We start from the raw sequence: 23,975 nt of genomic DNA, 5'->3' as shown, positions 1-23,975 counted from the left end.
ACAAAATGGGAGAAAAGAAAAGAGCTCTTTAATCTCAAGCAATTTATGATTACATTACTTGTACTCGCATGCGGCATCGTGATGGTCGTTCCCTTTTTGTGGATGATCAGCACGTCCTTTAAAACGCCAAGTGAAGTGTTTCAGTTTCCGATTAAGTGGATTCCAGATAAGCCGGTTATGGATCATCATATAAAAGTATGGTCGGGCGACAAAAGCTTTTTAACCTATTATTTAAATTCCTTGAAAATATCGATTATCAGTACGGCAGGAGCAGTTTTTTTATCCGCATTTGCTGCATATGGGTTTGCTCGTATTCAATTCAAAGGAAGAAATGTATTATTTGTTCTCTATCTATCGATGATGATGGTGCCGCCTCAGGTTTTGTTTATTCCAAAATTTATTATGTTTGAGTGGGCAGGCATCTATAATACGCATTTGGCGCTTATTTTGCCAGGCATGTTTACGATCTTCGGTGTGTTTATGATGAGGCAGTTTTTCATGTCTGTTCCTTATGAAATTTCAGAATCCGCCTTTATCGACGGTGCGGGACATTTGAGAATTTTCTTTCAAATCGTTTTGCCGCTAGCTAAGCCAGCACTTGCTACATTGGCTATTATCGATTTCTCTTGGCATTGGAACGATTACGAGAATGCTTTGGTGTTTTTAATTGATGAGAAGCTGTATACCGTGCCGCTCGGATTGCAAAGCTTTATTTTGGAAAATACAGTCGACTATAACGGAATGATGGCGGCAGCCTCAGCAGGCATTATTCCAATGATCATTGTGTTTTTATTCGGGCAAAGGTTCATTATTCAGGGTATCTCGAATTCTGCTGTGAAAGGCTGATGCATATCGTATTCGACTAAAGAAAAGCCGTACTCCTTAGGAGGCGGTTTTTTTTGTTTTGAATTATAAAAATTTATAAGTTTTTTTCTATAAACTTGTTCTTATAATTCGCCGGTAAACTCGCCTTTCCAAAGGACGGCGGAGCCCTTGATATTCAATTTACAATTGAGAAACATGAAATGACATGCTATATTCTACTTGTTTAAAAACGTAGCGAGGGGGAGCGCGTTTTGAAAATAAGCATGAATGCCAAATTTATTATTGGCTTATCCTGCATTATATTGTTTTCATGCTCGATTACAGGTTTTTTATCTTATCGAACGCATCTTCAGCTATTTGAGGAAGAGGTTAGCGAGCAGTACGGCAAAGCTAATGAGCAGGCTATGTCTACACTGGACTTGCGTATACAGGAAATCTACCGTATTTCCAACAGCATTGTGTTTAATAGTGTTATAGAGAAGGTCGTTACGAATTTAATGACAAAGCGTGACAACCTTTTCGATAATTATCTAGAGCATGAAGAGCTGCAGAGCCTTCTCCGCCAAATTAAACTGGACGAGCCTTATATTCAGTCCGTTTATTTTTATGATTTGAACGGCGTTAATTACTATTTTGGTCATATGAATGAGAAAATCGGACAGCTTGAGCCTGCAATATTTGAAGATGTGCTGCGCAATGTGGAGCAGTCAAACGGCCAGTTGATCTGGCTGAAAAGGGAAATCGTCTCGCCTTTTAACGAGAATGAAAAGACAGACTTTATTATTGCTTCCCGTTGGATGAAAAATAACCGGTCACTGGAAAGATACGGTTTGCTGGTTATGGTAATTGACGAAAGATTGTTTGCTAAAACTTTATATGATTTGACGAAAGGGACCGATTCTCAGGTCTATTTATTCGAGCAAAGAAATCAGCTGCTTTATTCCGACGATGACGAATCGCTCTTGCCGGATATGCCGGTATTGTCCAGCAGCGTGTTTGTCCGCAAAGAGGAGAAGGGGGGATTTTTATACGCGGTTAATCACTCAACTGCTAATCAGTTTACACTTATCAGCCGGGCGTCGCTAGAGTCCTTCCAGAGCAAAAGCAAGGTGCTGCTTAACATCAGTTTAGTTTCCGGGCTGGCAGCGATTGTGATGAGCGGCGTGCTGATTGTGCTGTTCAGCCATCGTATGCTGCGGCCTGTTAAGGAGATGGTAAAGGCGATGAGGGCTATGCGCGAAGGCAATTTTGATGTGCGCGTAAAGCCGCGTTCAAAGGATGAACTAGCTTTTCTGGGCGAAAGCTTTAATGCAATGGCGAGCAATGTCCAATCGCTGATCAAAGAGGTTTATATTCGGCAGCTAAGTGAAAAGGATGCGGAGCTAAGAGCGATTCAAGCGCAGCTCAACCCGCATTTTTTGTACAATACGCTTAACGGGCTGTATTGGAAATTATACATACAAAATGATTTAGAATCTGCTAATTTGGTTTCAGCGTTATCTGATCTGCTCAAATATTCACTAGAGCGGGTTGATAAGAAAACTACCTTGCGCGAAGAGCTGCACCAAATTCAGCATTATTTGGACTTGCAGGCTGCGTTTGTAGAAAATCATTTTCAGGCGGAGCTGATTATCGAGGAAGGACTGGATTGCGTTGTGCCTCGCCTGCTGCTCCAGCCCGTCGTAGAAAATGCTTTTGTGCATGCATTTCGTGAGCTTGCAAGTGATAAGCGGCTTATCATACGGGCGGTTAGACGGGAGCATGATGTAGTCATCGAAATAGCGGACAACGGGTCCGGTATGTCAAAGGAACAGCTCGACCGTATTTTTGCCGCAGATGATTATCACGATTATAAGGAGAGAAAGTCGACAGGCTTGCGCAGTGTAATACGCCGCATAGATTTGCTATATGGACAGCCGTATCGAGTTGAAGTAAGCAGCACGCAAGGGAGCGGAACAACTGTAACGATAAGACTGCCTTATGAGCCGCTTGCCTCAGTGGAAACAGCATAAGGAGGAGTAACAATGATTGGAAAGCTGCTAATCGTAGAAGATCAAATGTTGTTTCGCAAAGGGCTGATGAAAATGCTGGAGCAGAATTCTCTTGGCTGGACCGTTGTCGGCGAAGCAGAAAATGGGCAGCATGCTATTGAGATGCTGGACGAGCTTCGGCCTGATTTGATATTAACGGATATACGCATGCCGCTGCTGGATGGCATAGGATTGGCTGAATATATTTATAAACATAAAAAAGAGATTGCTGTCATCATATTGACGGGCTACGAGGACTTTAAATATGCTCAGTCTGCTTTGAAATTTGGAGCCATTGATTTTTTGCTGAAGCCTTGCAACGAGCAGGTGCTCAAAGAAGTGCTGCAAAGAGCCTATGACCATTTCCGGGAAGCGGCGCTCGCCAAGGCGCGCCACTTGACTGAGCGGCATGCGATGGAGGAGCATGTGCTGCGTTCGATTTTGCTGCGGCTGCCTTGTGATGAGCAGCTTGTTGCCAGAGTGAGGGAAGCTTATGGAAGCTATCAAATTTTTATGCTGCAGGTAAATGATTATTTTCCAGAAGCACGGCAGTATAAGGAAAATGATCTGGAGCTGCTTCAATTTGCCCTGTTTAATATCGTGTCGGAGCTAAGCGAGCAGTCTTGTTCGCATTACCGCTTGATCTCGCTGGAGTTTGATCAATTTGCCCTGCTGCTCGAAACGGTCAACGATGAGCCGCAGGCGCTGAGTGAAGCTATATTTGCAGCTGTCGGCCAGTACCTTGGTCTTGCAGTAACGATCTATCAGGGGGGAGCAATGAAGGAAGTAGCCTACCAGCTTCCCGTTAGCGCTCCAGTGGAGCTGTCAAGCGCCCCGCATACTATTAATCAGGCGAAAATAAAAGAGATGCATACCCGCTTAGCTACAGGCATTATGTTTGGCAATATCGGAGAAATTAAAAGCCAGCTGCAGGATATCCTTTCAAAGCTTGCGAAGAAACCAGTGGAAAGCGCAAAAGTGGATGCGCTTATATTTGCAAAAGCGCTGCAGCAAACTTACAAAGGATTTCTCACCGAGGAAAACGGGCAGCTTGATATGGGACTGCAAATGAACAGGCTTCAGGCTGCAAGCACATCAGATCAGCTGCTGCAATGGGCTGAGGAGCTGGCGAAGCAGTTCATAGCCTGCTTCCAGACATGGCAAGCGAATATGAACAATAATGTCATTGACAAAACGTTGAATTATATCGAACACAACTATATGGAAACGTGTGGATTAAGCACTGTAGCCGAGATGTTTCATATGAGCGTCACTTATTTCAGCAAGCTTTTCAAGAAGGAAACCGGCGAAACCTATACGAATTATTTGACGAAGGTACGCATGGAAAAAGCGAAGCTCCTGCTATGTAATACTGACATGAAAATGTTTGAGATCGCTTCGGCAGTTGGTTTCAACGATCCAAATTACTTTACCAATGTATTTAATCGGACACAAAATGTGTCTCCAACCGAATTCCGCAGGCTGCATCAATAGATTCAGCCTTTTTCTTGCTCCCAGCTGTATTCTGCGCAAGATCACTCCTTTCCACTGTATGTCAAAAATCTATAGATTTGTGGCTAGATATTCAAGGCGCCCATGGCAAGAAAACTCTACTATTAATCATGTAAGCACAACCAACAGTTACTGCTGCGTTGCTAGGAGCAGTAGAAAAGACAGGAGGGGACGATGACTACGGCGGAACAGAAGGAATTGGGGAGAGCCGGCGGAGCAGGAACGGCTTCGAAGACGCGCAGTGCATGGAAAAAGCAGCTTTGGAAACAAAATATCCCGCTTTTTATCATGTTCACGCCGGCCATATTGTTTTTTATCGTAATCAAATATGCACCAATGGGCGGGCTTATGATTGCATTCAAGGATTATAACTGGACAGACGGCGTATTCGGAAGTCCATGGACAGGCTGGGACAATTTCAAGCTGCTGTTCAATCAGGCACAAACGCTCAACATTATTCGTAATACGCTAGTTTTAAGCGTGTTAAGCCTATTGATTGGTTTCCCGGTGCCAATCGTGCTGGCGATACTCCTTAACGAAGTGAGAAAGTCATGGTTTAAACGCACCGTGCAGACGATCGTGTATCTGCCGCACTTTTTGTCCTGGGTTATTATTGGGGGCATTATCGTATCTTTATTTGCTCTAGATTCAGGGACGATTAACAAATGGATAACCGCTTTATTTGGCAAGCCATACCCGTTTTTGTACGAAAAGCTATCATGGATATTTATTTTTATCGGATCTGGCGTATGGAAGGAAATGGGGTTTAGCGCCATTTTGTATTTGGCGGCGCTTACGGCCATCGACCTTAACCTGTATGAAGCGGCAAGTATGGATGGAGCGAGCAAATGGCGGCAAATTTGGCATATTACGCTTCCTGGCATTGCGCCAACTGTGATTCTGCTGCTTATACTCAATGTCGGCAAGGTAATGGATGTCGGCTTTGATCAGGTGTATATGCTGCAAAATAGCGCTGTATCCGAGGTAGCTGACGTAATCAGCACGTATATCTACACTGTCGGAATTCAGCGAGGCCAGTTCAGCTTGACGACAGCCATGGGATTATTTGAAAGCCTGGTCGGATTTATGCTAGTCATCCTAGCTAATACCATCGCTCGTAAATACAATCAGGGACTATGGTAACGTCAGGAGGAGCTTTATGAAATCAACAACAGGAGAAAAGATTTTTTACGCGATCAACTATATTTTTTTGCTGTTAGTTGCGCTCAGCTGCCTGCTGCCGGTCGTCCATCTTATGGCGCTGTCGCTTAGCGATACACATGCTGTAGCATCAGGACGCATATCGCTGTGGCCGGTTGGCTGGACATTGGAATCCTATGCTGCTCTATGGAGTGGCACAAGAATCGTCGATGCGTTTTATAACAGCTTGATTATTACGGTTATCGGCACGTTGCTGTCGGTAGCATGCACGATACTAACCGCCTATCCGGTATCCCGAAAATATTTTATAGGCCGTAAATTTTTTATGCTGGCCATGGTGTTTACCATGATGTTTTCAGGCGGGACAATACCGACCTATTTGGTGCTCAAGGAGCTGCATGTCATTAATACGTATTGGGCTATCTGGCTTCCGGCACTTGTAAGCACGTACAATGTGCTGGTCATGCGCACCTTTTTTGTCAATATCCCCGACGAAATCGACGATGCTGCCAGGATTGACGGCTGCGGTGAGTGGAGAATTATGCTGCAAATTATATTGCCGCTGTCTATGCCTGTACTGGCAACAATCACGCTTTTCAACGGTGTAGGCTTATGGAATGCCTTTATGAACGTCATTATTTATATGAATGAAACGGATAAATACAATTTGACGGTACTTGTTCAGCAAATGATTCGTCAGCAGTCGGTGCTGCAGGAAATGGTCAATATTTCACCGGACGATGCAGCTAGTATTACGCCGGAAGGGCTAAAGGCTGCCAGCGTTATGGTTCTTATTATTCCGATGCTGGCGGTATATCCGTTTCTTCAAAAATACTTTGTCAAGGGCGTTATGATCGGCTCTATTAAAGGATAGAAAATTCATATCTGTAAAGGGGTATTCTGAATGACACTAATGAAAAAATGGAAGCTTTCTGCTGTTTGCGCGTTGTTGGTAATGGGAGTGCTGCTTGCTGCTTGTTCGTCTAACAGCAATAATACCCCAAGTAATACTGAGCCTGGCAGCACTAGTTCAACCCAGCCCAAATCAACTGACGACAGTCAGGCAACGGAGAAGCCAAAGGAGAAGCAAAATATTTCAGTTACCGTGTATGATCGGGGTAATGTGCCTAAAACGGAAGGGACAGTGGAGGAAAACCGCTGGACAAAATGGATTAACGAAAACGGTCCGCACAATGTGAAGTTTGTCGCGGTGCCACGCTGGGAATCACGAGAGAAGCTGAATGTCCTGTTCGCATCATCCAGTGCGCCGGATGTTATTTTTGAAGTAGCGCCGCATATTAAAAATCCAATCTATGAGCAGAAGCAAATGATGCCGATTGACGGGCTTATTGAAAGCAGCAGCACCGAATACAAGAAGCTGCTGGAGGAATATCCGGTACTTAAAAAGGTTGGGCTTAAAGCAGACGGCAAGCTATATGAATTTGCCCGTTTGAATGAGGTTGCTCCTATTCATACTTTGCTTATTCGCCAGGATTGGCTGGAGAAGCTGAATTTGAAAGTGCCGGCAACGACAGAGGAGCTTTACGAGGTAGCGAAGGCGTTTGCCGAGCAGGACCCGGACGATAATGGACAGAAGGATACTTATGGAATCGCGCTCAGCTTTCAGTCCGGTTTTGTAATCGACCAAATATTTCAAGCGACACGATGGGTAGTTGAGGACGGGAAGCTAACGCGGAATTGGGAAAATTTCAAAGCAATGTCAGAATTCAAGAAAAAGCTGTTTGAAGAAGGCATCGTTGACCGCGATTATTTGAATGACAATAATGGGGCAAAGGCGAAGCAGGATTTTATTAACGGCAAGCTGGGCATTTATCCGCTTCAAATCAACTGGATCAGCTTCGTTAACAATGAGCTCGCGAGCTTGAAGAAAAATGATCCGAACGCCAAGGTTGTGCCGATCGCTTATCCGGAAAGCCCAGCAGGCAAATTCAACCCGGCTTTCACTAATCCTGTTCAAGCTACAGCGTTTGTCAACGCGCAAGCAAAGCATCCGGAGGCCGTAATGGATTATATCGATTTTCTTGTGAAGCCGGAAACGGCCAGAACGCTTAAATACGGCAATGAAGGCGAGCACTGGAACTTGAATGCCAATGGCTGTCCGCAATCTGCCGATTTGGAAAAGTCTAAAAATGAAGTTTCCTGGTCAATCGATTTGCAAATGATGACATCCTTTCTGCCGGATGATAAGTGCGGCAAGATAGAGGTTGATTTTGATCCTGCATCCAATCCCATTCATGCGGAAGGGCTCGAAATGTATAAAGCTGCACAGCAAATTTATTTGGATACGAGCAAGCCCTATGTTGAAATTACTCACCCTGAGCATATGCCTCAGCTGCCTAAGGATCTCGATTTAATCTCTTCTAATTTAACGAAGCCGATCGATGATATTTGGGTGAAGGCTGTTGTTGGCGGCAAGGGGTATACGCCAGAGCAGGCGATGAAGGATGCAATGGATACCTGGAATAAAGGCGACGGTAAGAAAGTGGAGGACTGGTTTGAAAACTGGTACAAAAATGACAGCGCCAACGCCTTTCTAGCCAAGGATATTTATGATGTGTTAAAGCAGCAAATGGGCAAATAATTCATGTAATAGACAGGCCGCCTGTATAAGGCGGCTTAGCGAAAATGAAAAATCAAGGGAGGCTAAATGATGAAAATGCGTACATTAGCTGCAATGCTATGTGTATGGTCATTGCTGGCTGCGGCAATCGTCCCGATTCCTAACGTGAGAATGGCAGCGGCAGCGGCTGTAGAAGGCATGACGGATTATTTAGATAATTTCAGTCTCGTCTTTGATCGTAAAAACGCCCGTATTGAAACAGCGGATGCCCACTATTTCGGCGGCGATACAGCTCGAATGACGCGCAATACGATTGATCCGGGCTATTTGGTTTATCATACTCCTTATGAGCTTAAAAGCTTCGCGGTCAGCAGCTTTTTTCTAACGAGCCTGTCAATGGAGCAGCACGGATTTTTAGTATCCGCTGACGGTATTTCATACACGGAGCTGACTCCAAACGTATCTGCCGTTGGCCAGCCAGTTTCCAATTGGCAGCAGTTTCTATACGAAAGCTTCGAGCTTCCTGCTGGAACGCATTATTTGAAAATCGAAGTAAAAGGTACGGAGAAAGCTTGGACGCCGCAAATTTCAAAAGTAATGCTGAATACGAATACAGCTTCCGTTACAGCTGATCCGCCAGACGGTATTATTGGCAGCACTCCGCTTACCGTAACATTAACGAGCGCTACCGAAGGGGCGCAAATCTATTATAAAACAGCTGCGGATTCGGAATATTTGCTGTATTCAGGCCCGCTGTCGCTTACAGAGCAGACGGTTTTGGAAGCCTACGCCCAAAAAGAAGGCATGGAACCAAGCGCCGTAAAAAGCTATACGTATTACGCTCAAGGCAATCTTGCTGTCGATCGATTTGGCCAAGTCATCACATCTGATTTTCCAGAAAAAATTACGAATGAACAGCAGCTTTTAGATGATGTGGCAGCTGACGCTGCTTATTACGGCAGTCTCACTGCACCTGATTGGGATCCATACGGAGGTTTGAAGAACAGCAAGGAGCAGTATGGGCTGGATGCTACAGGCTTTTACAGCATTCAGCAATCCGGATCGCGCACCATTATGGCAACTCCCGAAGGGAATGCATTTTTCAGTATGGCGGTCAACGGCCTGCAGCCAAATGATTCCTATACGCTAGTTACAGGAAGGGAAGAAGTGTTTGAATGGCTGCCGTCTTATAATAGTGAATACAAGTCTGCGTTTTTAAATGCCAAGGACTATTTCTCTTACTATTTGGCAAATCGGATTAAGAAATACGGCGAGCCGCATACGTCACGCAAGTTTTTCGAGGATAGCTGGTCAAGGCTGGGAAAATGGGGCTTCAACAGTGTCGGAGGCTGGTCGCAAACAACTTCAGCCAATGAATTCAGCGCGCCGTATGTTGCATTTCTGCCGCTAAGCAGCATGGAATGGGCAAAAATACCTGGCCTTAAAATCTTCGATATATTTGCCGAAGGAGCAGAGGATAAGCTTGATGAAGCTTTCGGCGCCCTGCTTCCACAGAACAAAGACAATAAGCTGATTATCGGGTATTTTCTCGGCAATGAATACCATTACCATGAATTTATAGCCAAAGTGCCGAAGCTGAAAGCAAGCGAGGCTGCTGTAAAAGGACACTTCGTGGAAAAGCTGGAGGAGCAGTACAGCGCGATCGAAGCTCTTAATGAGGCTTGGAATGCAGACTTTGCAAGCTTTGAAGAAATGAAGGAAGCCCCGTTATTTATTGATACTTTGCAAGCGCAGACCGATATCGAGGCATTTTTCAAATACTATTTGGATAGCTTTTATGGGACAGTAGCGAGAATATTTCACAAATATGATTCCAATCATCTTTTGATAGGCGATCGTTGGCTGACGACGCCATCGAACAATCCTAAGCTGCGCGGTTGGCTAGCAGAAGCATCAGGCCGTTATATGGATGTTATCAGCATAAACCACTATTCCAAAAATTTGGATAAGACAATGCTGCGCCATGTTCATGAGGCATCAGGCGGCAAGCCGATAATGCTTACGGAATGGGGCTTTGGCACGACAGAGCAAGGCCTCACATCGCCAATTTTGGTAGCTGATCAGCAGGAAAGGGGATTGCGCTACCGTAACTATGTGGAGGGGGCGGCTTCGCTTGGGTTTGTAGTCGGCTCGCAGTGGTTTTCTTATTTGGATCAAGCGGCGACAGGCCGCTGGAATGAAGGCTTTAATGGCGAAAAATACAATTTTGGGCTCGTCAATGTTGCCGATCGTCCTTATAAAATATTTCTGGAAGAAGTCATGAAAACGAATTATCAAATCTATGACGTCATGCTCGGCCTAAAGGAGCCTTACTATTATGATTTTGGCGATACGCCGAGGGAGCCAAGCGCCTATACGATGGATATTCCTTACACAGACACGCCTATCCCGATCAACGGGGATGCAAGCAGCTTCTTATCTTCAGCGCAAAAAACGACGCTAACAGCTGCTAATATTGTAAGCGGTTCCGGGGGAGAGGCGATAACAGCAGATTTCTATTTTGCATGGGATGAGACTAACTTGTATATGCTTGCCGAAGTCGACGATCCTACGCCGATGAAAAACAATTACCGCGATGCGAATATATGGAAGGGCGACGGCGTCGAGCTGTTCTTTGGACCGAACGATATGACAACACATGGACCGCTTCTATTTTATGACAGCCAAATTATTTTTAGCGCAGCGCTTGAGAATGCAGAACCGTATTGGCGCTGGTTCAATTCCAGCAGGCAAAAGCCGCTGCAAATGGAAGTAACACCAAAACAAGATGAGCCTGGCTATATGCTTGAAGCGGCGATACCGTGGGAAGCTTTACAGATTGAGCCGGAGGAAGGCATCTCATTCAGGTTTGATTTCGGCTTCGATGACAGCGAGGATGGCGTTAACCGCAAGCGGCAATATATATGGAACGGCACAAGCTCCAACGCAACCAATCGAGGATTATGGGGAAAGGCTGCACTAGTGAGGGAGACCGATTCAGAAGAACCTGGCGGCGGAGGCAATCCGCCTGGGTCGGGCTCAGAAGGAACAGGAGTTATTGGCGGATCTAATGGAGCAAGCGAAAAAGAACCTGTCGTTATAAAGCTTGAGCATGCTAAAGCTTTGCAGCTGCTGGCAGGAGGAATGACGAGAGCAGGCAAGCTCGCCTTTGGGGGAGAGATGTATGAAGTAAAAGCGCCGGCAGGTGATGATCCCGGCCAATTGTCCAACGAAGTGCGGCTGGCCTTTTCATATTCAACCGATCATATTGATGAACAATTGCTTGGCATCTATTATTGGGATGATCAAAGCCGCAAATGGCTGTATGTTGGAGGAAAGCTGGATAAGGAAAAGCGGAAAATGGTCTACGAAGCGAAGCAGACAGGGATTTACGCAGTCTTGGAGCTGGACCGTTCTTTTGCGGATGTTGCGCCTGGGCATTGGGCTGGCCGTGCCATCCAAGTTTTAGCGGCTAAGCATATAATCGATGGAGTGGATGAACAGCGCTTTAAGCCGGATACGCTGACTACACGCGCGGAATTTGCTGCTTTGTTAACAAGGGCATTTGGCTTGAAGGCTGCCGGCGCTGCCAGGTTTGAAGATGTGCCAAGCGGAGCTTGGTATGCGGAGGCGGTTGCCGCGGCAGCGGAGGCAGGCATCATAAAGGGCGTTACGCCTGAACGCTTTATGCCGAGTGCGCCGATCAGCCGTGAGCAAATGGCGATTATGATCGTACGTGCCTATGCTGCAATGACAGGTCAAGCTGCTTCAGAACGGGACTTTGATTTGTTAGAAGATTTTAAAGACAGTAATGAGGTTTCGGATTGGGCAAGGGAAGGTGTCGCTGAGGCCATTTCGCTCGGCATCATGCAGGGCAAAGGCAGCGGTCAGTTTGCGCCAAAAAGCAGTGCCAAAAGGTCAGAAACTGCTATGGTCCTTTGGAAACTGCTGCAAATAAAAGAATCGTAACCTGGACAGACGTTCCGCTATTGTACTCATATGGCCCTATCTGCACGCTAATAGTGACAGACGTTCCGCTATTGCTCGAAAAATGCAAGGAAAGAGCCGGAAATTGTACCAATAGCGGAACGTATGTCCGTGAAAATCCGAAAACAGCAAATTTGAGGCAAATAACGGAATGAGTGTCCGTGAAAATCCCCGAAATACAGTTTTGAGGCAAATAACGGAATAAGTGTCCTATAAGCACAAATAAAGCATGTTCCCAGCGGCGGAATCTTAGACCAAGTTGCCATCGCACGAGAAAAGGCAATCCCGTCATGTTCATGACTTAGGGATTGCCTTTTTTTACTGAAGCCTGCCAGTTTTACTCGTACCAGTAGCCTTTATGTCCTTTTTCAAGACGCATTAGAGCTTCTAGATAGTAGTAATCGCCCCAGATTGTATAGTCGTCTGGCGATATTCCGCCTCTAACGTGATAAGAACCGCGCTCAATCAAGCCTTGAGCATCAGGCTTGCCCATTGTGGAATACTTTTCTACAAGACCCTTCATAGAACGATTTACGCCGTCCTCAAGGAATGCACGCTCAGGATGATCTGCTGGAAGATGCTTGAGCAGCTCCAAGATTCCGCATGCTGTCGTTGCTGATGCTGAGCTGTCGCGCTTCGTATCCGGTGTAACAGGAACATCAAAATCCCAATAAACCACATTGTCCTCTGGCAAGCGCTCTAGGAAGTAGCGGGCCATTCTAAGCGATGTTTCCAGGAACAAAGGATTTTTCGTGTAATGATAGGAAAGTGCAAAGCCGTAAATTCCCCAAGCCTGTCCGCGAGTCCACGTAGATCCGTCCTGGTAGCCCTGATGCGTGCCGCCGCGAATTGCATTCCCATTTTCCTGGTTAAAATAAAAAGTATGGTAGGAAGAGTCATCACCGCGAACAAGGAAGCGGCGGCTTTTCTCTGCATGCTTAACAGCAACTTCATAGTATTTACGGTCGCCGGTTTGCTCATAAGCCCAATATAGAAGAGGCAGGTTCATTAGGCAGTCTATAATGATGCGTCCGCCATTGTCAGCGTCGCCTTTTGGTCCCCAAGCTTGAATAATTTGCGATTCCTCGCGCCAGCGGCCCATCAAGTGATCAGCTGCAGCAATCGTTAGCTCTTTCGCAGACTCATCCTTTTGCACCATCCATTGCGCTTTGGAGGATAAGGAATATAGGAAGCCAATATCATGGTGATCAATCGCAACCTTGGCCGCCAGTCTTTCGCGGAAGCTTTCAGTTGCCTTATTGGCAGCTTGCAAGAATACTTCATCTTTCGAATACTCATAGCATAGCCAAAGCAAACCTGTCCAAAATCCATCTGTCCATTCGTTATTTGGGTTCAGATGATAGACATCATTTTCACTGACGTGAGGATATTGATCTTTGAAGCGAGTAATATTGTTGCGTGTTTTTACAACTGCGTCTTCAATTGCTGCTTTCCACATCGTACATCTCTCCTATGCCATATTTGAATCTAGTCTAAGCTTAACAAAAAATGCACAAATAAAGTTCATTTCTTTTGTGTTAAAATGTAGTTATATTGCGGTTGGACGGAGGGGTACTGTGAACAGGCTTGAGACAATTAATTTTCAGGATAATCCATTTCACGGGAAATTTTTTACGGAAGCAGAAATTAACTATAAAGGTTACTTCCATACGCACGGCGGTATTGAATTTCTAATTGTTCATGAAGGGAACGGCTCAGTGACGATTCCTCAGCATGTATACCGGATGGAGCCGGGTTCCTTGTTTATTTTCCAGCCTTACCAGCTGCATCATGTTCGTGCAATGAATACTACGGTTGATCCTTACTTAAGAAGCGTATTTCAATTTGATCCGATCGCGCTGCTGCCATACATTAAACCATACAAACAGCTGGAGCAGGTTCTGATGTATTTGTGGAAAGGGCAGCTTTCTCAGCAAGCATTTTTTGGCATGGCAAGTCGGTATCCGATTGAAGAAAATCTTTTGTTTTTTGAAAACCATCATACGCGGGACAGAGATAAGCAGCAGGAGCATTACGCGCTGCTCGTCATTCAGCTGCTCCAATATTTGCAGCAAGAGATGGCTACATTAGCTATTTCTATCGAAGCCACAATGCCTAGAGTGATGTCCCATACAGAAGCGATTTTGACATGGATTGAAAAGCATTATGCCGAGCCGTTTGAGCTGGAAAGATTGGCTAGTGAGCTGCATTTGTCCAAATATTATATTTCACACCTATTCAAAGAGGAGACTGGTCATACCGTTACAGAATATTTGCTTGCGCTGCGCAGCAAGGAAGCCTGTCATTTGCTTATGGATGAATCGTTGTCTGTAGCAGAGATTGGAGAAAGGGTAGGTTGGCCGATTCCGTCACATTTTATTCAGCAGTTCAAAAAATGGGTAGGCTGCACGCCATTGCAATATCGCAAACGCAACTCATTTTAAAATAAAAAAACAGGAAATCTGTTACGGGCAAGAAGTGTTAAGGTGTTTTTCTTGGCTGAACTAGTAGGAATAATAATATTTTGAGGTTATAATGAAGGGTAGAAAATCAGTTAGAAGCTGTGTACTTAAATTTATAAAACGTAAGGAGCACTTGAATAATGGAAAAAGTACTTATATTTGGACACAAAAATCCGGATACTGATACGATAACATCTGCACTTGTATATGCAGACCTTAAGAGCAAGCTCGGCATGAATGCAGAAGCTGTACGGCTTGGAGACGTTAATGGCGAGACGCAATACGCGCTTAACTACTTTGGAGTGGAAGCGCCGCGCTATGTGGAGCTTGTATCCGAAGAGGTTAATGAAGTTATTCTGGTTGACCATAACGAGCGTCAGCAAAGCGCTACCGACATTGAAAAAGTACGAGTAATCGAAGTTATTGATCATCATAGAGTTGCTAACTTTGAAACGAGCGGTCCGTTATACTTCCGTGCTGAGCCTGTTGGCTGCACGGCTACTATATTGAACAAGCTATATAAAGAAAACGGCGTTTCTGTAAGCAAAGAGATGGCAGGACTTATGCTTTCCGCTATTATTTCCGATTCATTGTTATTTAAGTCACCTACTTGCACAGAGCAGGATGTAGCAGCTGCGAAGGAATTGGCGGCAATTGCTGGCGTTAATGCTGAAGTTTACGGTCTTGAGATGCTCAAAGCTGGCGCTGACCTTAGCGACAAAACGATCGAACAGCTTATTACGATCGATGCCAAGGAATTTGCAATGAGCAGCTATAAAGTAGAAATTGCTCAGGTTAATGCCGTGGATACGAATGATGTGCTTAGCCGTCAAGCTGAGCTTGAAGCTGCGCTTAATGAGAAAATCGCGGCGAAAGAGCTGGATTTGTTCTTGCTTGTCGTAACTGACATTTTGAACAATGATTCTATTGGCCTAGCGCTGGGAGCTCAAGCTGCTGCTGTGGAGAAAGCTTTCAACGTATCGCTTGAAAACAAACAAGCTGTACTTAAAGGCGTCGTTTCCCGTAAATCTCAAATCGTTCCTGTACTTACTGAGACGCTTAGTCAAATGTAGGTTCATTTATAAGCATCGCAGTCTGGAGAGTCGCACTCTCCAGACTGTTTTTTTGAAAATGCCTGGTGGAAAATTATGCGATCGCACAGTATCCTAGTGCTGGTGCGGTGCTGCTTGACGGCGATCAACCACATGCCTTGGTAAAATTGCGGTGCGAGTAGGTATCTTGGTTAATCTAAGTGGAATTTGTGCATCTAGTTTAGGCTTTTTAGGTAAATATGCTGCTCTAAAGGGAAAACATGTACTTAGTCTCGAGCATTTTCTGCTTTTTGGCTAGATTTGCTCAATCTAACTACATAAAATCCATTTAGATTTAAAAAAATATCGAAAATGGCAAATCTAAGTACAAGAAATCCCTTTAGTAGGGGAGTTGAGAGTAAAACTGTATGGTCAAAAAGAAACTGGACTGCCGAATTTGGCCACATAGTGCTTCTCAGGAGGGTGTCGATTAATTATTGGCACGATTGGCAAGCAAAAAGAAAGGGGAACGAAGAGCAAGATTTGGGAATGGAGAAGCGAGAGCGTCCGCCTTTGTAGGCCAATTTTATCCTTTACAGGGGTTATTTCATCAAAAAAATTGGACTACAACAGTGGTCGGAATCCCAAACTTGATCGTAGTAACATCCCTTTCGATTACTTTGCAACACATCATTAAAGTTAGAGATGAGGATTACTTATGTTTGAAATTACCGAATTTAGTATAGAGCAATTAAAAGACCCTTATGGTATTATTGCTGGAGAAAGATATGAATTTATGCTCGACCTGCAAATCGATGAAGAGGACGAGCTTTATGAAGAGTCTGGCGTAGTTTTGCGTGTAATTGCTGCTGTACAGGACGGCATAATAACGATTGCAAAGTATGAGTTTCTAAATGCTTCAACCAATCAATATATTGCGCTTGATATGGAAGTAGAGGAATTGGCGATGGTAGAAGCTTTCTGCAGGGAGCAATTGAGTGAAAAGGAAGCTTAGGCTGCAGCAAGACTAATAGCTGGATCAATATTCTAGACTTTTATTGAATGCCTAAGCTAAGTATTTGCTTAAAGATGAGCCTTGTTTACCTGCTCATTGCGAATCATTTGCTCAAGTTTTTCAGTAAGCTGCTGATGAACGGGATCGTTTTTTTTAAAGCTCCAGAAGCGCTTGCGCTTTTCTTTTTTTAGAAGCTGCAGCAGGTACAGCTTTTCTTTTAAAGTCAGCATTGGTGGATTCCTCCTGAGTGTTACATTGATATTTGAAGTTTAGCATAAAATAGCATATTGCCGGTCGGCGATCTGTTCTTTATTTATATTATAAAGGCTGGACATGCTGCCGGGAAAGTTAGTTCAATGCTATAATGATGTACATGAACATGCAATGGTGGGATGATAAATGGAAAAAGACTTATTGAGCAGCGCTTGCGACGATTCCTGCGCAGGCACAGAAGTCGATGTCGCTGAGGTGCGCAGCAAATTAGTGGAAGACAGCGTTGCTACTGAGCTTGCCGATTTATTTAAGACGCTGGGCGATCCGACACGTATTCGAATTGTACATGCCTTGCTGCAATGTGAGCTATGCGTGCATGATTTGACTCAGGTGCTTGGGATGGGGCAATCGGCCGTATCGCATCAGCTGCGGCTGCTGCGCAATATGAGATTTGTGAAGCGGAGAAAGGTCGGCAAGACCGTCTATTATTCTTTGGATGATGATCATGTCGAGCAAATATTTCTGCTTACCTTGCAGCATGTAAGTCACGATTAATAGCAGTGATTATGTTTGTGGCCACGATGGTGAATACTTCTTCTTTTGAAGAAGTATTGCAGTCGTGGTTTTATTGCTGTATGAAGCTCGAAATGCGCATTTATACGATTTACTCTTTGTAATATTTAAGAGTCTGCAAGTTTTGAACGTTTAATAGCCTTAATTGCAATTGTTTGGAACGGCAGCGCAGGTTTTCATAGAGAGAAAGGGAGAGAGAATGCTATATGTGGCTTACGTTTTCGATTTTAGCAGCTTTTTGTTTCGGGCTTAGAGGCATTTTGTACCATTGGACAAGCCAGCAGCCGCTTAGCCGAAATTTATTATTGTTTGGGACGTTTACAAGCGGTGCTATTATTAACCTTGCCGGTGCTCTAATGTTTTCGTCAGAGTGGACGACGGCATGTTTGGTCGGTGTAATGATGGGGCTGTTCTCTTTCGGCGCCAATGCGAGCATGTTTAAAGGCTTTGCAGAAGGAAAGGCGTCATTGGTTGCGATTCTTACTGCTTTGCCGCCTGTGTTCGTTGTTATATTAGCACTTGTTTTTTGGAACGAGCAGCCGCAAGTGATGCAGTGGATTTCTTTTGTCATCATCGTATCCGGCATATTGTTAGTGCGTTATTCAAATGATATTACACTGCGCAATTTGCAAGGCGCTCAGTGGGGATTGCTCGCTATGATATTGTTTGCTTTCAATGATTTATCCGGCAAATGGTCAACGATTCTGTCAGCAGAGCTGTTTCCTACGATGTTTTTCATGTTTATTACAGGCAGCATTTGCTTTGGGGCATGGTGGATGCGCGACAGGCGTGCAGAAATGCAGCGCACGCAGCAGCTGGCGGCGGCCGGCAACCAGGGTAGCAACAGTTATATAGCTGCTGCCAAGGAGGGTTCTTGGAGCATTAGCAAAACGTTTGTCGTCGGGCTTGGTGTCGGGATTACGAATGCAGTAGGCATGATGCTGCTGCTGACAGCCTTTGATCATGGAAAAACAGGGCTAGTATCTGCTGTTTCTGCTTCAAGTGTGCTGATTGTACTGCTTTATACCCGTTTTGTAGTAAAGGAAAAGTTTTCAAAGGCCGAAGTGGCAGGCATTTCTATCGCTTTCGCAGGAATCATTATTATGAGGTTATTTGGTGCTTAAAAATATCCCTGTCCAATCATTGCCAAATTATAGTTCCTATTATAAAATTTTTAGGACAATATTCCTATATGGAAGGTTGTAACAATAATAGGACAGGTGGTTGAGGATGAAGGCAGAGCAGTCAGAATTAGATAAACGCAACAGGCTTCTTACTAAGATTTTATGGGGGCTGCTGGCATTAGGGGTCATTACTGACCTTGCAATTGGGCTAAACCTGCGCATTGTATTAACTTTGCTAGTCGTAGGCGGGGCAATGAATGTGATCATTACAGCAATGACGTATCGCAACTGGCTTACAGCATATGTGAAGTATATTGTGCCTGTCAATTTAAGCATTATCGCTTCAATGTTAATTTTAGCTGATCCTAACCCGATAGTAAGCACATACTTTCTGGTTTACGTTAATCTGGCTATTATAACGCTTTATTCCGATTATAAACCGATTATACTGACGGGTGTGCTCAGCGCTTTATTAACGACTTATATTTTTAATGACGATATGCTGCGTCAAGCGATTTTCCCGAACGATTCTTTAGTTTATTTGTTCCTTTATTTAGTGTTTGCAACAGTGGGGCTGGCGTTCTCCGCAACCTTTACTCAGAAGCTGCAAAAGCAGATTACAGATCGTGAGCAGGAAGCGCAAAATTCCCGCAATATGGCAGAGTCATTGCTTGGCAAGCTGCAAGCTTCTATTCTGGTATTATCAGAATTCAGCGGCAATCAAAAGGAGCAAATGAATGCCGCCAGCCGAATCTCTGAAGAAGTGACCTCTACTTTCCGTGAGATGACAGCTGCTATAGAGAAGCAAACAGGCAGCGTGCTTAGTATTAACGATTCTGCGCAGCAAATCGATTCCGGCATTAAACAAATGAGTGAAAGCTCCAAGCAAATGGTTTATTATGCCGAGCAGAATGAGCAGCTTACTGATCTTAACAGTAAGCAAATGGAACATCTTTCTCATAGAATAGAAACGGTTCGTGCTATTATTGCTCGAACATCAGAGATGATGCAGCAGCTGCATGAGCAGAACGAACAGGTCAGCACCATTGTTGACACGATCAGCCAAATTTCTGAGCAGACGAATTTGTTAGCGCTTAACGCTGCTATTGAAGCAGCCAGAGCAGGCGAGCATGGCCGCGGCTTCACTGTGGTGTCCGGCGAGGTAAGAAAGCTTGCTGATTCCGCACGACATTCCGCAGATGAAATTTCGCAAATATTGCTAAGTATCCGTTCGCAGATCGAAGCTGTTTTTCATCAGGTTGAGGAGGGGCATGCTACAATTGTAACGAGCAGCGAGGAAGCGGAACAGGTTAGGGAACAAACAGACAAAATTAATCGCAATATGCAGCTTACTCGCGAGCAATCAAGCGAGGTCGGCAGTTCGGCCAATCAATTGCATCATGAGTATACTGTAATGGCGGATGAGATGATTCATATTGCAGCGACGACAGAACAAAATATGGCCTCCGTACAAGAAGTGCATGCCAGCATGGATACGCAAAATGCAAAGATTCATTTCATCGTAGATGAATATGCTAAGCTGGATCAGTTGCTAGTTGAACTGAAGCTGCTTGTTGGAGCGGATAACAGAAAGTAAAACATGACGATATTTATTCATATATTATTGACGAATGTGCTTCCTATGGGGATCATGATTCTACTAGGGGTCATTTTACAAAAAGCATTCAAACTTGATATTAAAACATTATCTAAGCTGAATTTCTATTTATTTTCACCGGCGTTTATGTTTCAACTGCTATATACAACAGAAATCTCAGGCTCTTTGGTAGGCATGACGATTTTATTTTTAGTGTTGTTTATGTTTTTGCAGTATGCCGTTGTAGAAGCCGTGATTCGTCTTCGCGGATATGGGCCGAGTATGAAAAGCTCCATGCGTAATTCAGTATTGTTTTATAATAGTGCGAACTATGGGATTCCGCTTAATCAGCTCGCATTTGCGGGAAACCCTGTGACGCTTGCTGTACAGGTAATCATTATGATGGCTCAGTCTCTAATACCAAACACATATGGCATATACAATGTGAATGCCCACAAAGCAGATATGAGACAGGTATGGAAAACGATTGTTTCGATGCCGATTATTTACGTCATTCCAATTGCCTTAGCTCTGCGAGGGTTCCAAGTACCGATTCCGCAGCCGATCATGACGCCTATTGAGTATTTATATAATGCCTTTATAGGTACGGCGCTTATTACGCTAGGCGTACAGCTTGGCAATATGGATTGGAGAATTAAAAAAGCACAGCTGATAGATGTAAGCATTTCTACTACCTTACGTCTTGTTGCAGGTCCGGCATTAGCAGCTTTTATTGTATTTTTGCTAGATCTTACAATAGGAGTAGACCGTGTGATCGCTGCTGCGCTGATAGTTTCATCGGCAGTACCGACCTCGCTTAGCAGTGTATTATTAGCGGTAGAGTTCGATAATGAGCCGGAATTTGCTTCGCAATCCGTCTTTTTATCTACTCTTGTCAGTATTATTACGGTAACGGTCGTCATTTATTTATTGCAAGGTTGAAGCATGCTGGAAATGGAAAAAGATCGCTCCCCCTGTTATGTTAGCAGGCAAGGGAGGCGATCTTTTTGTTTGTTACGGGGGCGGCCCAATGTATATGAAATTTCATATAGAATACGCTGAAATGTCCCGAAAAACACAATTGTATATGAAATTTCATACAGAACTGGCGGGCGCCGCCTGAAAACGGATGAATGTATATGAAAATTCATATAGAATACGCTGAAATGCTCCGAAAAACACAATTGTATATGAAATATCATACAGAACTGGCGGGCGCCACCTCAAAACGAACGAATGTATATGAAATTTCATACAGAACTGGCGGGCGCCGCCTGAAAACGGATGAATGTATATGAAATTTCATATAGAATACGCTGAAATGTCCCGAAAAACACAATTGTATATGAAATTTCATACACAAATGGTGGGTGCCACCTCGAAATGGCTGAATGTATATTGAAATTTCATATAGAATATGCTGAAGTGCCCAGAAAAACACAATTGTATATGAAATTTCATACTTAAATGGTGGGTGCCACCTCAAAATGGCTGAATGTATATGAAATTTCATATAGAATACGCTGAAATGTCCCGAAAAACACAATTGTATATGAAATATCATACAGAACTGGTGGGTGCCACCTCAAAATGGACGAATGTATATGAAATTTCATATAAAATACGCTGAAGTGCCCAGAAAAACACAATTGTATATGAAATTTCATAAAGAACTGGCGGGCGCCGCCTGAAAACGGATGAATGTATATGAAATTTCATATAGAATACGCTGAAATGCTCCGAAAAACACAATTGTATATGAAATATCATACAGAACTGGCGGGCGCCACCTCAAAATGGCTTAAAACTACTTTTGGCACATTTCGCGAAATGTTTGCGGCATTTTACTTCAACTGATTAATAATCGCACGATAAGCAAGAACCGCTTCATAATCGTGCACGCTAAAAATGGTCGGATCTACGCCGGATTTGACAATGATGACATTTTCGCGCTGATTGACGAAAATATGCTGACCGTAAATTCCTCGTGCCATAAACTCTGTACCGTCGCTGCCCAGCGGCTTCCACCATTGATATCCATAGCCGAAAAATTCGCGTGCTGCACCCGGTTGAAGATCAGCTCGATCTGGCTCTATGGAAGCTTTGATCCATTGCTCAGATATGATTTTTTTACCGTTCCATTGACCGTTATTCAAGTACAGTCTGCCGATTTTGGCGTAGTCACGTAATGTTGCATTTACAAATGCAAATGCGATAGGGGTGCCATGAAGGTCGGTATTCCAATAAGCATCATGCTCCATGCCCAGCGGCTGCCAAATTTTTTCCTCCAAATAAGCGGAGAGCTTGCGACCAGTCGCGCGTTCGATCAGCATAGCTAGCACTTGAGTGTCGACGCTTTTATACTGAAATACGCCAGGATTTGTTTCTTTAGTAAGCCCCTCAATATAGTGCTGGATTGGCAGTGCTTTTTCACCAAATATATCAATTAAAAAGGTATGTATCTCGGCATCCTTATCTGAGTAATCCTCGTTGAACTTGACGCCAGAAGACATTTGTAAAATGTTTTTAACCGTCGTGCCATCATAGCCGCTGCCTATTAATTCAGGCAAATATTTGGTTACGGAATCATGGATATCATTAATGGCACCCTCGTCAACAGCAATTCCTACTAAAGCCGACACGATAGACTTGGCAACTGACATGGAATGAGCAGTAGATTGCTCCGTATAACCGTTCACGTATTGTTCTGCGACAATCTTGTCATCCTTTATGACGAGGAATCCTGTTGCAAAAACTTTTTGTAAAAAGTGTCCGACACTGAGAAGCTTCCCGTCTACTTCATAGTGTATATCGTATACTTGCTGCTTGTTTTCTTGATAACGGAATTTTTCTGCTGGTGCTTTAATATCTTGCCTTGGCATGATGTGCTTCATATTTCGAAAGCTCCACGAAATATTTTCTTCGTTGAGCATAGTTCCTAGCTTATTGAGATCGTAAGGGGGCTGCTGCGTTTTTATATTTGTTTGGTTAAGCTGCAAAATAATGACCTCCTATCTGTGATGTATTCATTATACCTTAAAGCTATTGGAATAAGTAATGGACATGCTTTTACTGTTTGTGCAAGAGAATCTTATAAAAATCGTAAAAAAAACTATTGATTTTAATACGATATATCGGATACGATATTAATAATTCGATATATCGTATTGTGGAAGGAGGGTTTCAACTGGAACAGCAATGGCTGCCTGAAGAGCGTTTATTTGTTAATGCTGAAACAAGAAGAGAAGGAAGCGCTTCAGGGAGAAGATATTTTAGCCGCGGAGGAGTGAAGTTTGCCTTACTGGAGCTGCTTAGTCAAGAGCCGATGCATGGCTACCAAATGATGAAAGCGCTTGAGGAGCAATCCGGCGGATTGTACAAACCGAGTGCAGGCACAATTTATCCAACGCTTCAGATGCTTCGAGATCAAGGCTTTATAAGCTCTGCGAAGCAAAGCGGCAAGCAAGTATTCTCGATTACAGAGGATGGTGCTGCCTTTTTGCAGCAGGAACGGGAAGCGATGGATCAGCAGGAGTCGGAAGCGACCGAGGGAATACAGCAGCCTGCTGATATTAAAGAAGTAAACGAAAAAACTGAGGCAAGAGAGGAAAAGCAGCATGCCGCGCATGTAGAGCAAGACGGCAATGCTGAAGCTCAGGCTGATGAGCATGAGCAGCATCAAGGCCATAAACGAAATCGCCGATTGACACCGGCAGGCAGGGAGCTTCTTCATCTTCTAAAGGCGGCGGAGCGGGCGGCTATTAGCGATGGGGATAAAGCTGTGCAGTTTCGCTTTATTTTGAATCAGCTTCGCAACTCGCTTTATGAACTGCTGGAAGAGGAAGAAAGCTAAACCTTAACGTA

General features: G+C 44.2%; 18 protein-coding genes. 15 read left to right on the top strand and 3 right to left on the bottom strand.

The annotated features are described in order from the left end of the window. Positions 1 to 45: 45 nt before the first annotated feature. The 7 genes from ACRRU2_RS10280 to ACRRU2_RS10250 all read left to right on the top strand — a co-directional run bounded on the left by ACRRU2_RS10280 (position 46) and on the right by ACRRU2_RS10250 (position 12,078). Complete coding sequence (locus ACRRU2_RS10280) at positions 46 to 846, top strand: carbohydrate ABC transporter permease (protein ID WP_432501408.1); 801 nt, start codon at positions 46 to 48, stop codon at positions 844 to 846. Positions 847 to 1,076: 230 nt separating this feature from the next. Next, a complete protein-coding gene (locus ACRRU2_RS10275; RefSeq protein ID WP_432501313.1) occupies positions 1,077 to 2,837 on the top strand; it encodes a cache domain-containing sensor histidine kinase in 1,761 nt (586 codons plus the stop codon). Positions 2,838 to 2,849: 12 nt separating this feature from the next. Further along, a complete protein-coding gene (locus tag ACRRU2_RS10270) occupies positions 2,850 to 4,349 on the top strand; it encodes a response regulator transcription factor (RefSeq protein ID WP_432501311.1) in 1,500 nt (499 codons plus the stop codon). A gap of 306 nt (positions 4,350 to 4,655) precedes the next feature. Further along, positions 4,656 to 5,510: an ABC transporter permease gene (locus ACRRU2_RS10265; protein WP_331699765.1), complete on the top strand. Its 855-nt coding sequence runs from the start codon at positions 4,656 to 4,658 to the stop codon at positions 5,508 to 5,510. A 16-nt stretch (positions 5,511 to 5,526) separates the two neighbouring features. Continuing rightward, complete coding sequence (locus tag ACRRU2_RS10260) at positions 5,527 to 6,402, top strand: carbohydrate ABC transporter permease (protein WP_331699683.1); 876 nt, start codon at positions 5,527 to 5,529, stop codon at positions 6,400 to 6,402. 30 nt (positions 6,403 to 6,432) lie between these two features. Next, on the top strand, positions 6,433 to 8,130 hold the full coding sequence (locus tag ACRRU2_RS10255; RefSeq protein WP_432501309.1) for an ABC transporter substrate-binding protein: 1,698 nt from the start codon (positions 6,433 to 6,435) through the stop codon (positions 8,128 to 8,130). A gap of 66 nt (positions 8,131 to 8,196) precedes the next feature. After that, on the top strand, positions 8,197 to 12,078 hold the full coding sequence (locus ACRRU2_RS10250; RefSeq protein WP_432501307.1) for an S-layer homology domain-containing protein: 3,882 nt from the start codon (positions 8,197 to 8,199) through the stop codon (positions 12,076 to 12,078). A gap of 355 nt (positions 12,079 to 12,433) precedes the next feature. Here the strand turns inward: ACRRU2_RS10250 and ACRRU2_RS10245 are convergent, their stop codons facing one another. Further along, positions 12,434 to 13,555 (bottom strand): glycoside hydrolase family 88 protein, encoded by a 1,122-nt coding sequence (locus tag ACRRU2_RS10245; RefSeq protein ID WP_331699680.1) that lies wholly within the window; start codon positions 13,553 to 13,555, stop codon positions 12,434 to 12,436. Between the two features lie 118 nt (positions 13,556 to 13,673). Here ACRRU2_RS10245 and ACRRU2_RS10240 point away from each other — a divergent pair, with 118 nt between their 5' ends. The 3 genes from ACRRU2_RS10240 (at position 13,674) to ACRRU2_RS10230 (ending at position 16,604) form a co-directional block, all read left to right on the top strand. Next, positions 13,674 to 14,540, top strand: coding sequence for an AraC family transcriptional regulator (locus ACRRU2_RS10240; RefSeq protein ID WP_331699679.1), 867 nt, complete (start codon positions 13,674 to 13,676; stop codon positions 14,538 to 14,540). A gap of 158 nt (positions 14,541 to 14,698) precedes the next feature. Beyond that, positions 14,699 to 15,631 carry a manganese-dependent inorganic pyrophosphatase gene (locus ACRRU2_RS10235; RefSeq protein WP_432501304.1) on the top strand — a complete coding sequence of 311 codons (933 nt, stop codon included), beginning with the start codon at positions 14,699 to 14,701 and terminating at the stop codon, positions 15,629 to 15,631. Positions 15,632 to 16,307: 676 nt separating this feature from the next. Continuing rightward, positions 16,308 to 16,604: a DUF6509 family protein gene (locus ACRRU2_RS10230; protein WP_432501302.1), complete on the top strand. Its 297-nt coding sequence runs from the start codon at positions 16,308 to 16,310 to the stop codon at positions 16,602 to 16,604. A gap of 68 nt (positions 16,605 to 16,672) precedes the next feature. On the opposite strand, the gene ACRRU2_RS10225 is transcribed toward ACRRU2_RS10230, so the two are convergent. After that, a complete protein-coding gene (locus ACRRU2_RS10225; protein WP_432501300.1) occupies positions 16,673 to 16,834 on the bottom strand; it encodes a hypothetical protein in 162 nt (53 codons plus the stop codon). A 169-nt stretch (positions 16,835 to 17,003) separates the two neighbouring features. On the opposite strand from ACRRU2_RS10225, the gene ACRRU2_RS10220 reads away from it, so the two are divergent. From ACRRU2_RS10220 to ACRRU2_RS10205, 4 genes are all read left to right on the top strand, one after another. Then, on the top strand, positions 17,004 to 17,372 hold the full coding sequence (locus tag ACRRU2_RS10220) for an ArsR/SmtB family transcription factor (RefSeq protein WP_331699674.1): 369 nt from the start codon (positions 17,004 to 17,006) through the stop codon (positions 17,370 to 17,372). A gap of 224 nt (positions 17,373 to 17,596) precedes the next feature. After that, positions 17,597 to 18,514: an EamA family transporter gene (locus tag ACRRU2_RS10215; protein WP_432501298.1), complete on the top strand. Its 918-nt coding sequence runs from the start codon at positions 17,597 to 17,599 to the stop codon at positions 18,512 to 18,514. A gap of 106 nt (positions 18,515 to 18,620) precedes the next feature. After that, complete coding sequence (locus ACRRU2_RS10210; protein WP_432501296.1) at positions 18,621 to 20,111, top strand: methyl-accepting chemotaxis protein; 1,491 nt, start codon at positions 18,621 to 18,623, stop codon at positions 20,109 to 20,111. Positions 20,112 to 20,114: 3 nt separating this feature from the next. After that, on the top strand, positions 20,115 to 21,053 hold the full coding sequence (locus ACRRU2_RS10205; RefSeq protein WP_331699670.1) for an AEC family transporter: 939 nt from the start codon (positions 20,115 to 20,117) through the stop codon (positions 21,051 to 21,053). Between the two features lie 902 nt (positions 21,054 to 21,955). Here ACRRU2_RS10205 and ACRRU2_RS10200 read toward each other — a convergent pair. Next, complete coding sequence (locus tag ACRRU2_RS10200) at positions 21,956 to 23,110, bottom strand: serine hydrolase domain-containing protein (RefSeq protein ID WP_432501293.1); 1,155 nt, start codon at positions 23,108 to 23,110, stop codon at positions 21,956 to 21,958. Between the two features lie 116 nt (positions 23,111 to 23,226). Between ACRRU2_RS10200 and ACRRU2_RS10195 the strand changes: the two genes are divergently transcribed. Next, positions 23,227 to 23,964, top strand: a complete 738-nt coding sequence (locus ACRRU2_RS10195) for a PadR family transcriptional regulator (protein ID WP_432501291.1) — start codon at positions 23,227 to 23,229, stop codon at positions 23,962 to 23,964. The last annotated feature ends 11 nt before the right edge of the window (positions 23,965 to 23,975 follow it).

This window comes from Paenibacillus sp. GXUN7292 (assembly GCF_050864975.1).
Taxonomy (GTDB): Bacteria; Bacillota; Bacilli; order Paenibacillales; family Paenibacillaceae; genus Pristimantibacillus.
This window is presented reverse-complemented; position numbering and strand designations above follow the sequence as displayed.

Excerpts from the sequence above, each read along its gene's own strand:
- ACRRU2_RS10280 (WP_432501408.1), top strand. The coding sequence starts at position 46 with ATGATTACATTACTTGTACTCGCATGCGGCATCGTGATGGTCGTTCCC.
- ACRRU2_RS10270 (WP_432501311.1), top strand. The coding sequence starts at position 2,850 with ATGATTGGAAAGCTGCTAATCGTAGAAGATCAAATGTTGTTTCGCAAA.
- ACRRU2_RS10265 (WP_331699765.1), top strand. The coding sequence starts at position 4,656 with ATGTTCACGCCGGCCATATTGTTTTTTATCGTAATCAAATATGCACCA.
- ACRRU2_RS10260 (WP_331699683.1), top strand. The coding sequence starts at position 5,527 with ATGAAATCAACAACAGGAGAAAAGATTTTTTACGCGATCAACTATATT.
- ACRRU2_RS10255 (WP_432501309.1), top strand. The coding sequence starts at position 6,433 with ATGACACTAATGAAAAAATGGAAGCTTTCTGCTGTTTGCGCGTTGTTG.
- ACRRU2_RS10250 (WP_432501307.1), top strand. The coding sequence starts at position 8,197 with ATGATGAAAATGCGTACATTAGCTGCAATGCTATGTGTATGGTCATTG.
- ACRRU2_RS10245 (WP_331699680.1), bottom strand. The coding sequence starts at position 13,555 with ATGTGGAAAGCAGCAATTGAAGACGCAGTTGTAAAAACACGCAACAAT.
- ACRRU2_RS10235 (WP_432501304.1), top strand. The coding sequence starts at position 14,699 with ATGGAAAAAGTACTTATATTTGGACACAAAAATCCGGATACTGATACG.
- ACRRU2_RS10230 (WP_432501302.1), top strand. The coding sequence starts at position 16,308 with ATGTTTGAAATTACCGAATTTAGTATAGAGCAATTAAAAGACCCTTAT.
- ACRRU2_RS10225 (WP_432501300.1), bottom strand. The coding sequence starts at position 16,834 with ATGCTGACTTTAAAAGAAAAGCTGTACCTGCTGCAGCTTCTAAAAAAA.
- ACRRU2_RS10220 (WP_331699674.1), top strand. The coding sequence starts at position 17,004 with ATGGAAAAAGACTTATTGAGCAGCGCTTGCGACGATTCCTGCGCAGGC.
- ACRRU2_RS10215 (WP_432501298.1), top strand. The coding sequence starts at position 17,597 with ATGTGGCTTACGTTTTCGATTTTAGCAGCTTTTTGTTTCGGGCTTAGA.
- ACRRU2_RS10210 (WP_432501296.1), top strand. The coding sequence starts at position 18,621 with ATGAAGGCAGAGCAGTCAGAATTAGATAAACGCAACAGGCTTCTTACT.
- ACRRU2_RS10205 (WP_331699670.1), top strand. The coding sequence starts at position 20,115 with ATGACGATATTTATTCATATATTATTGACGAATGTGCTTCCTATGGGG.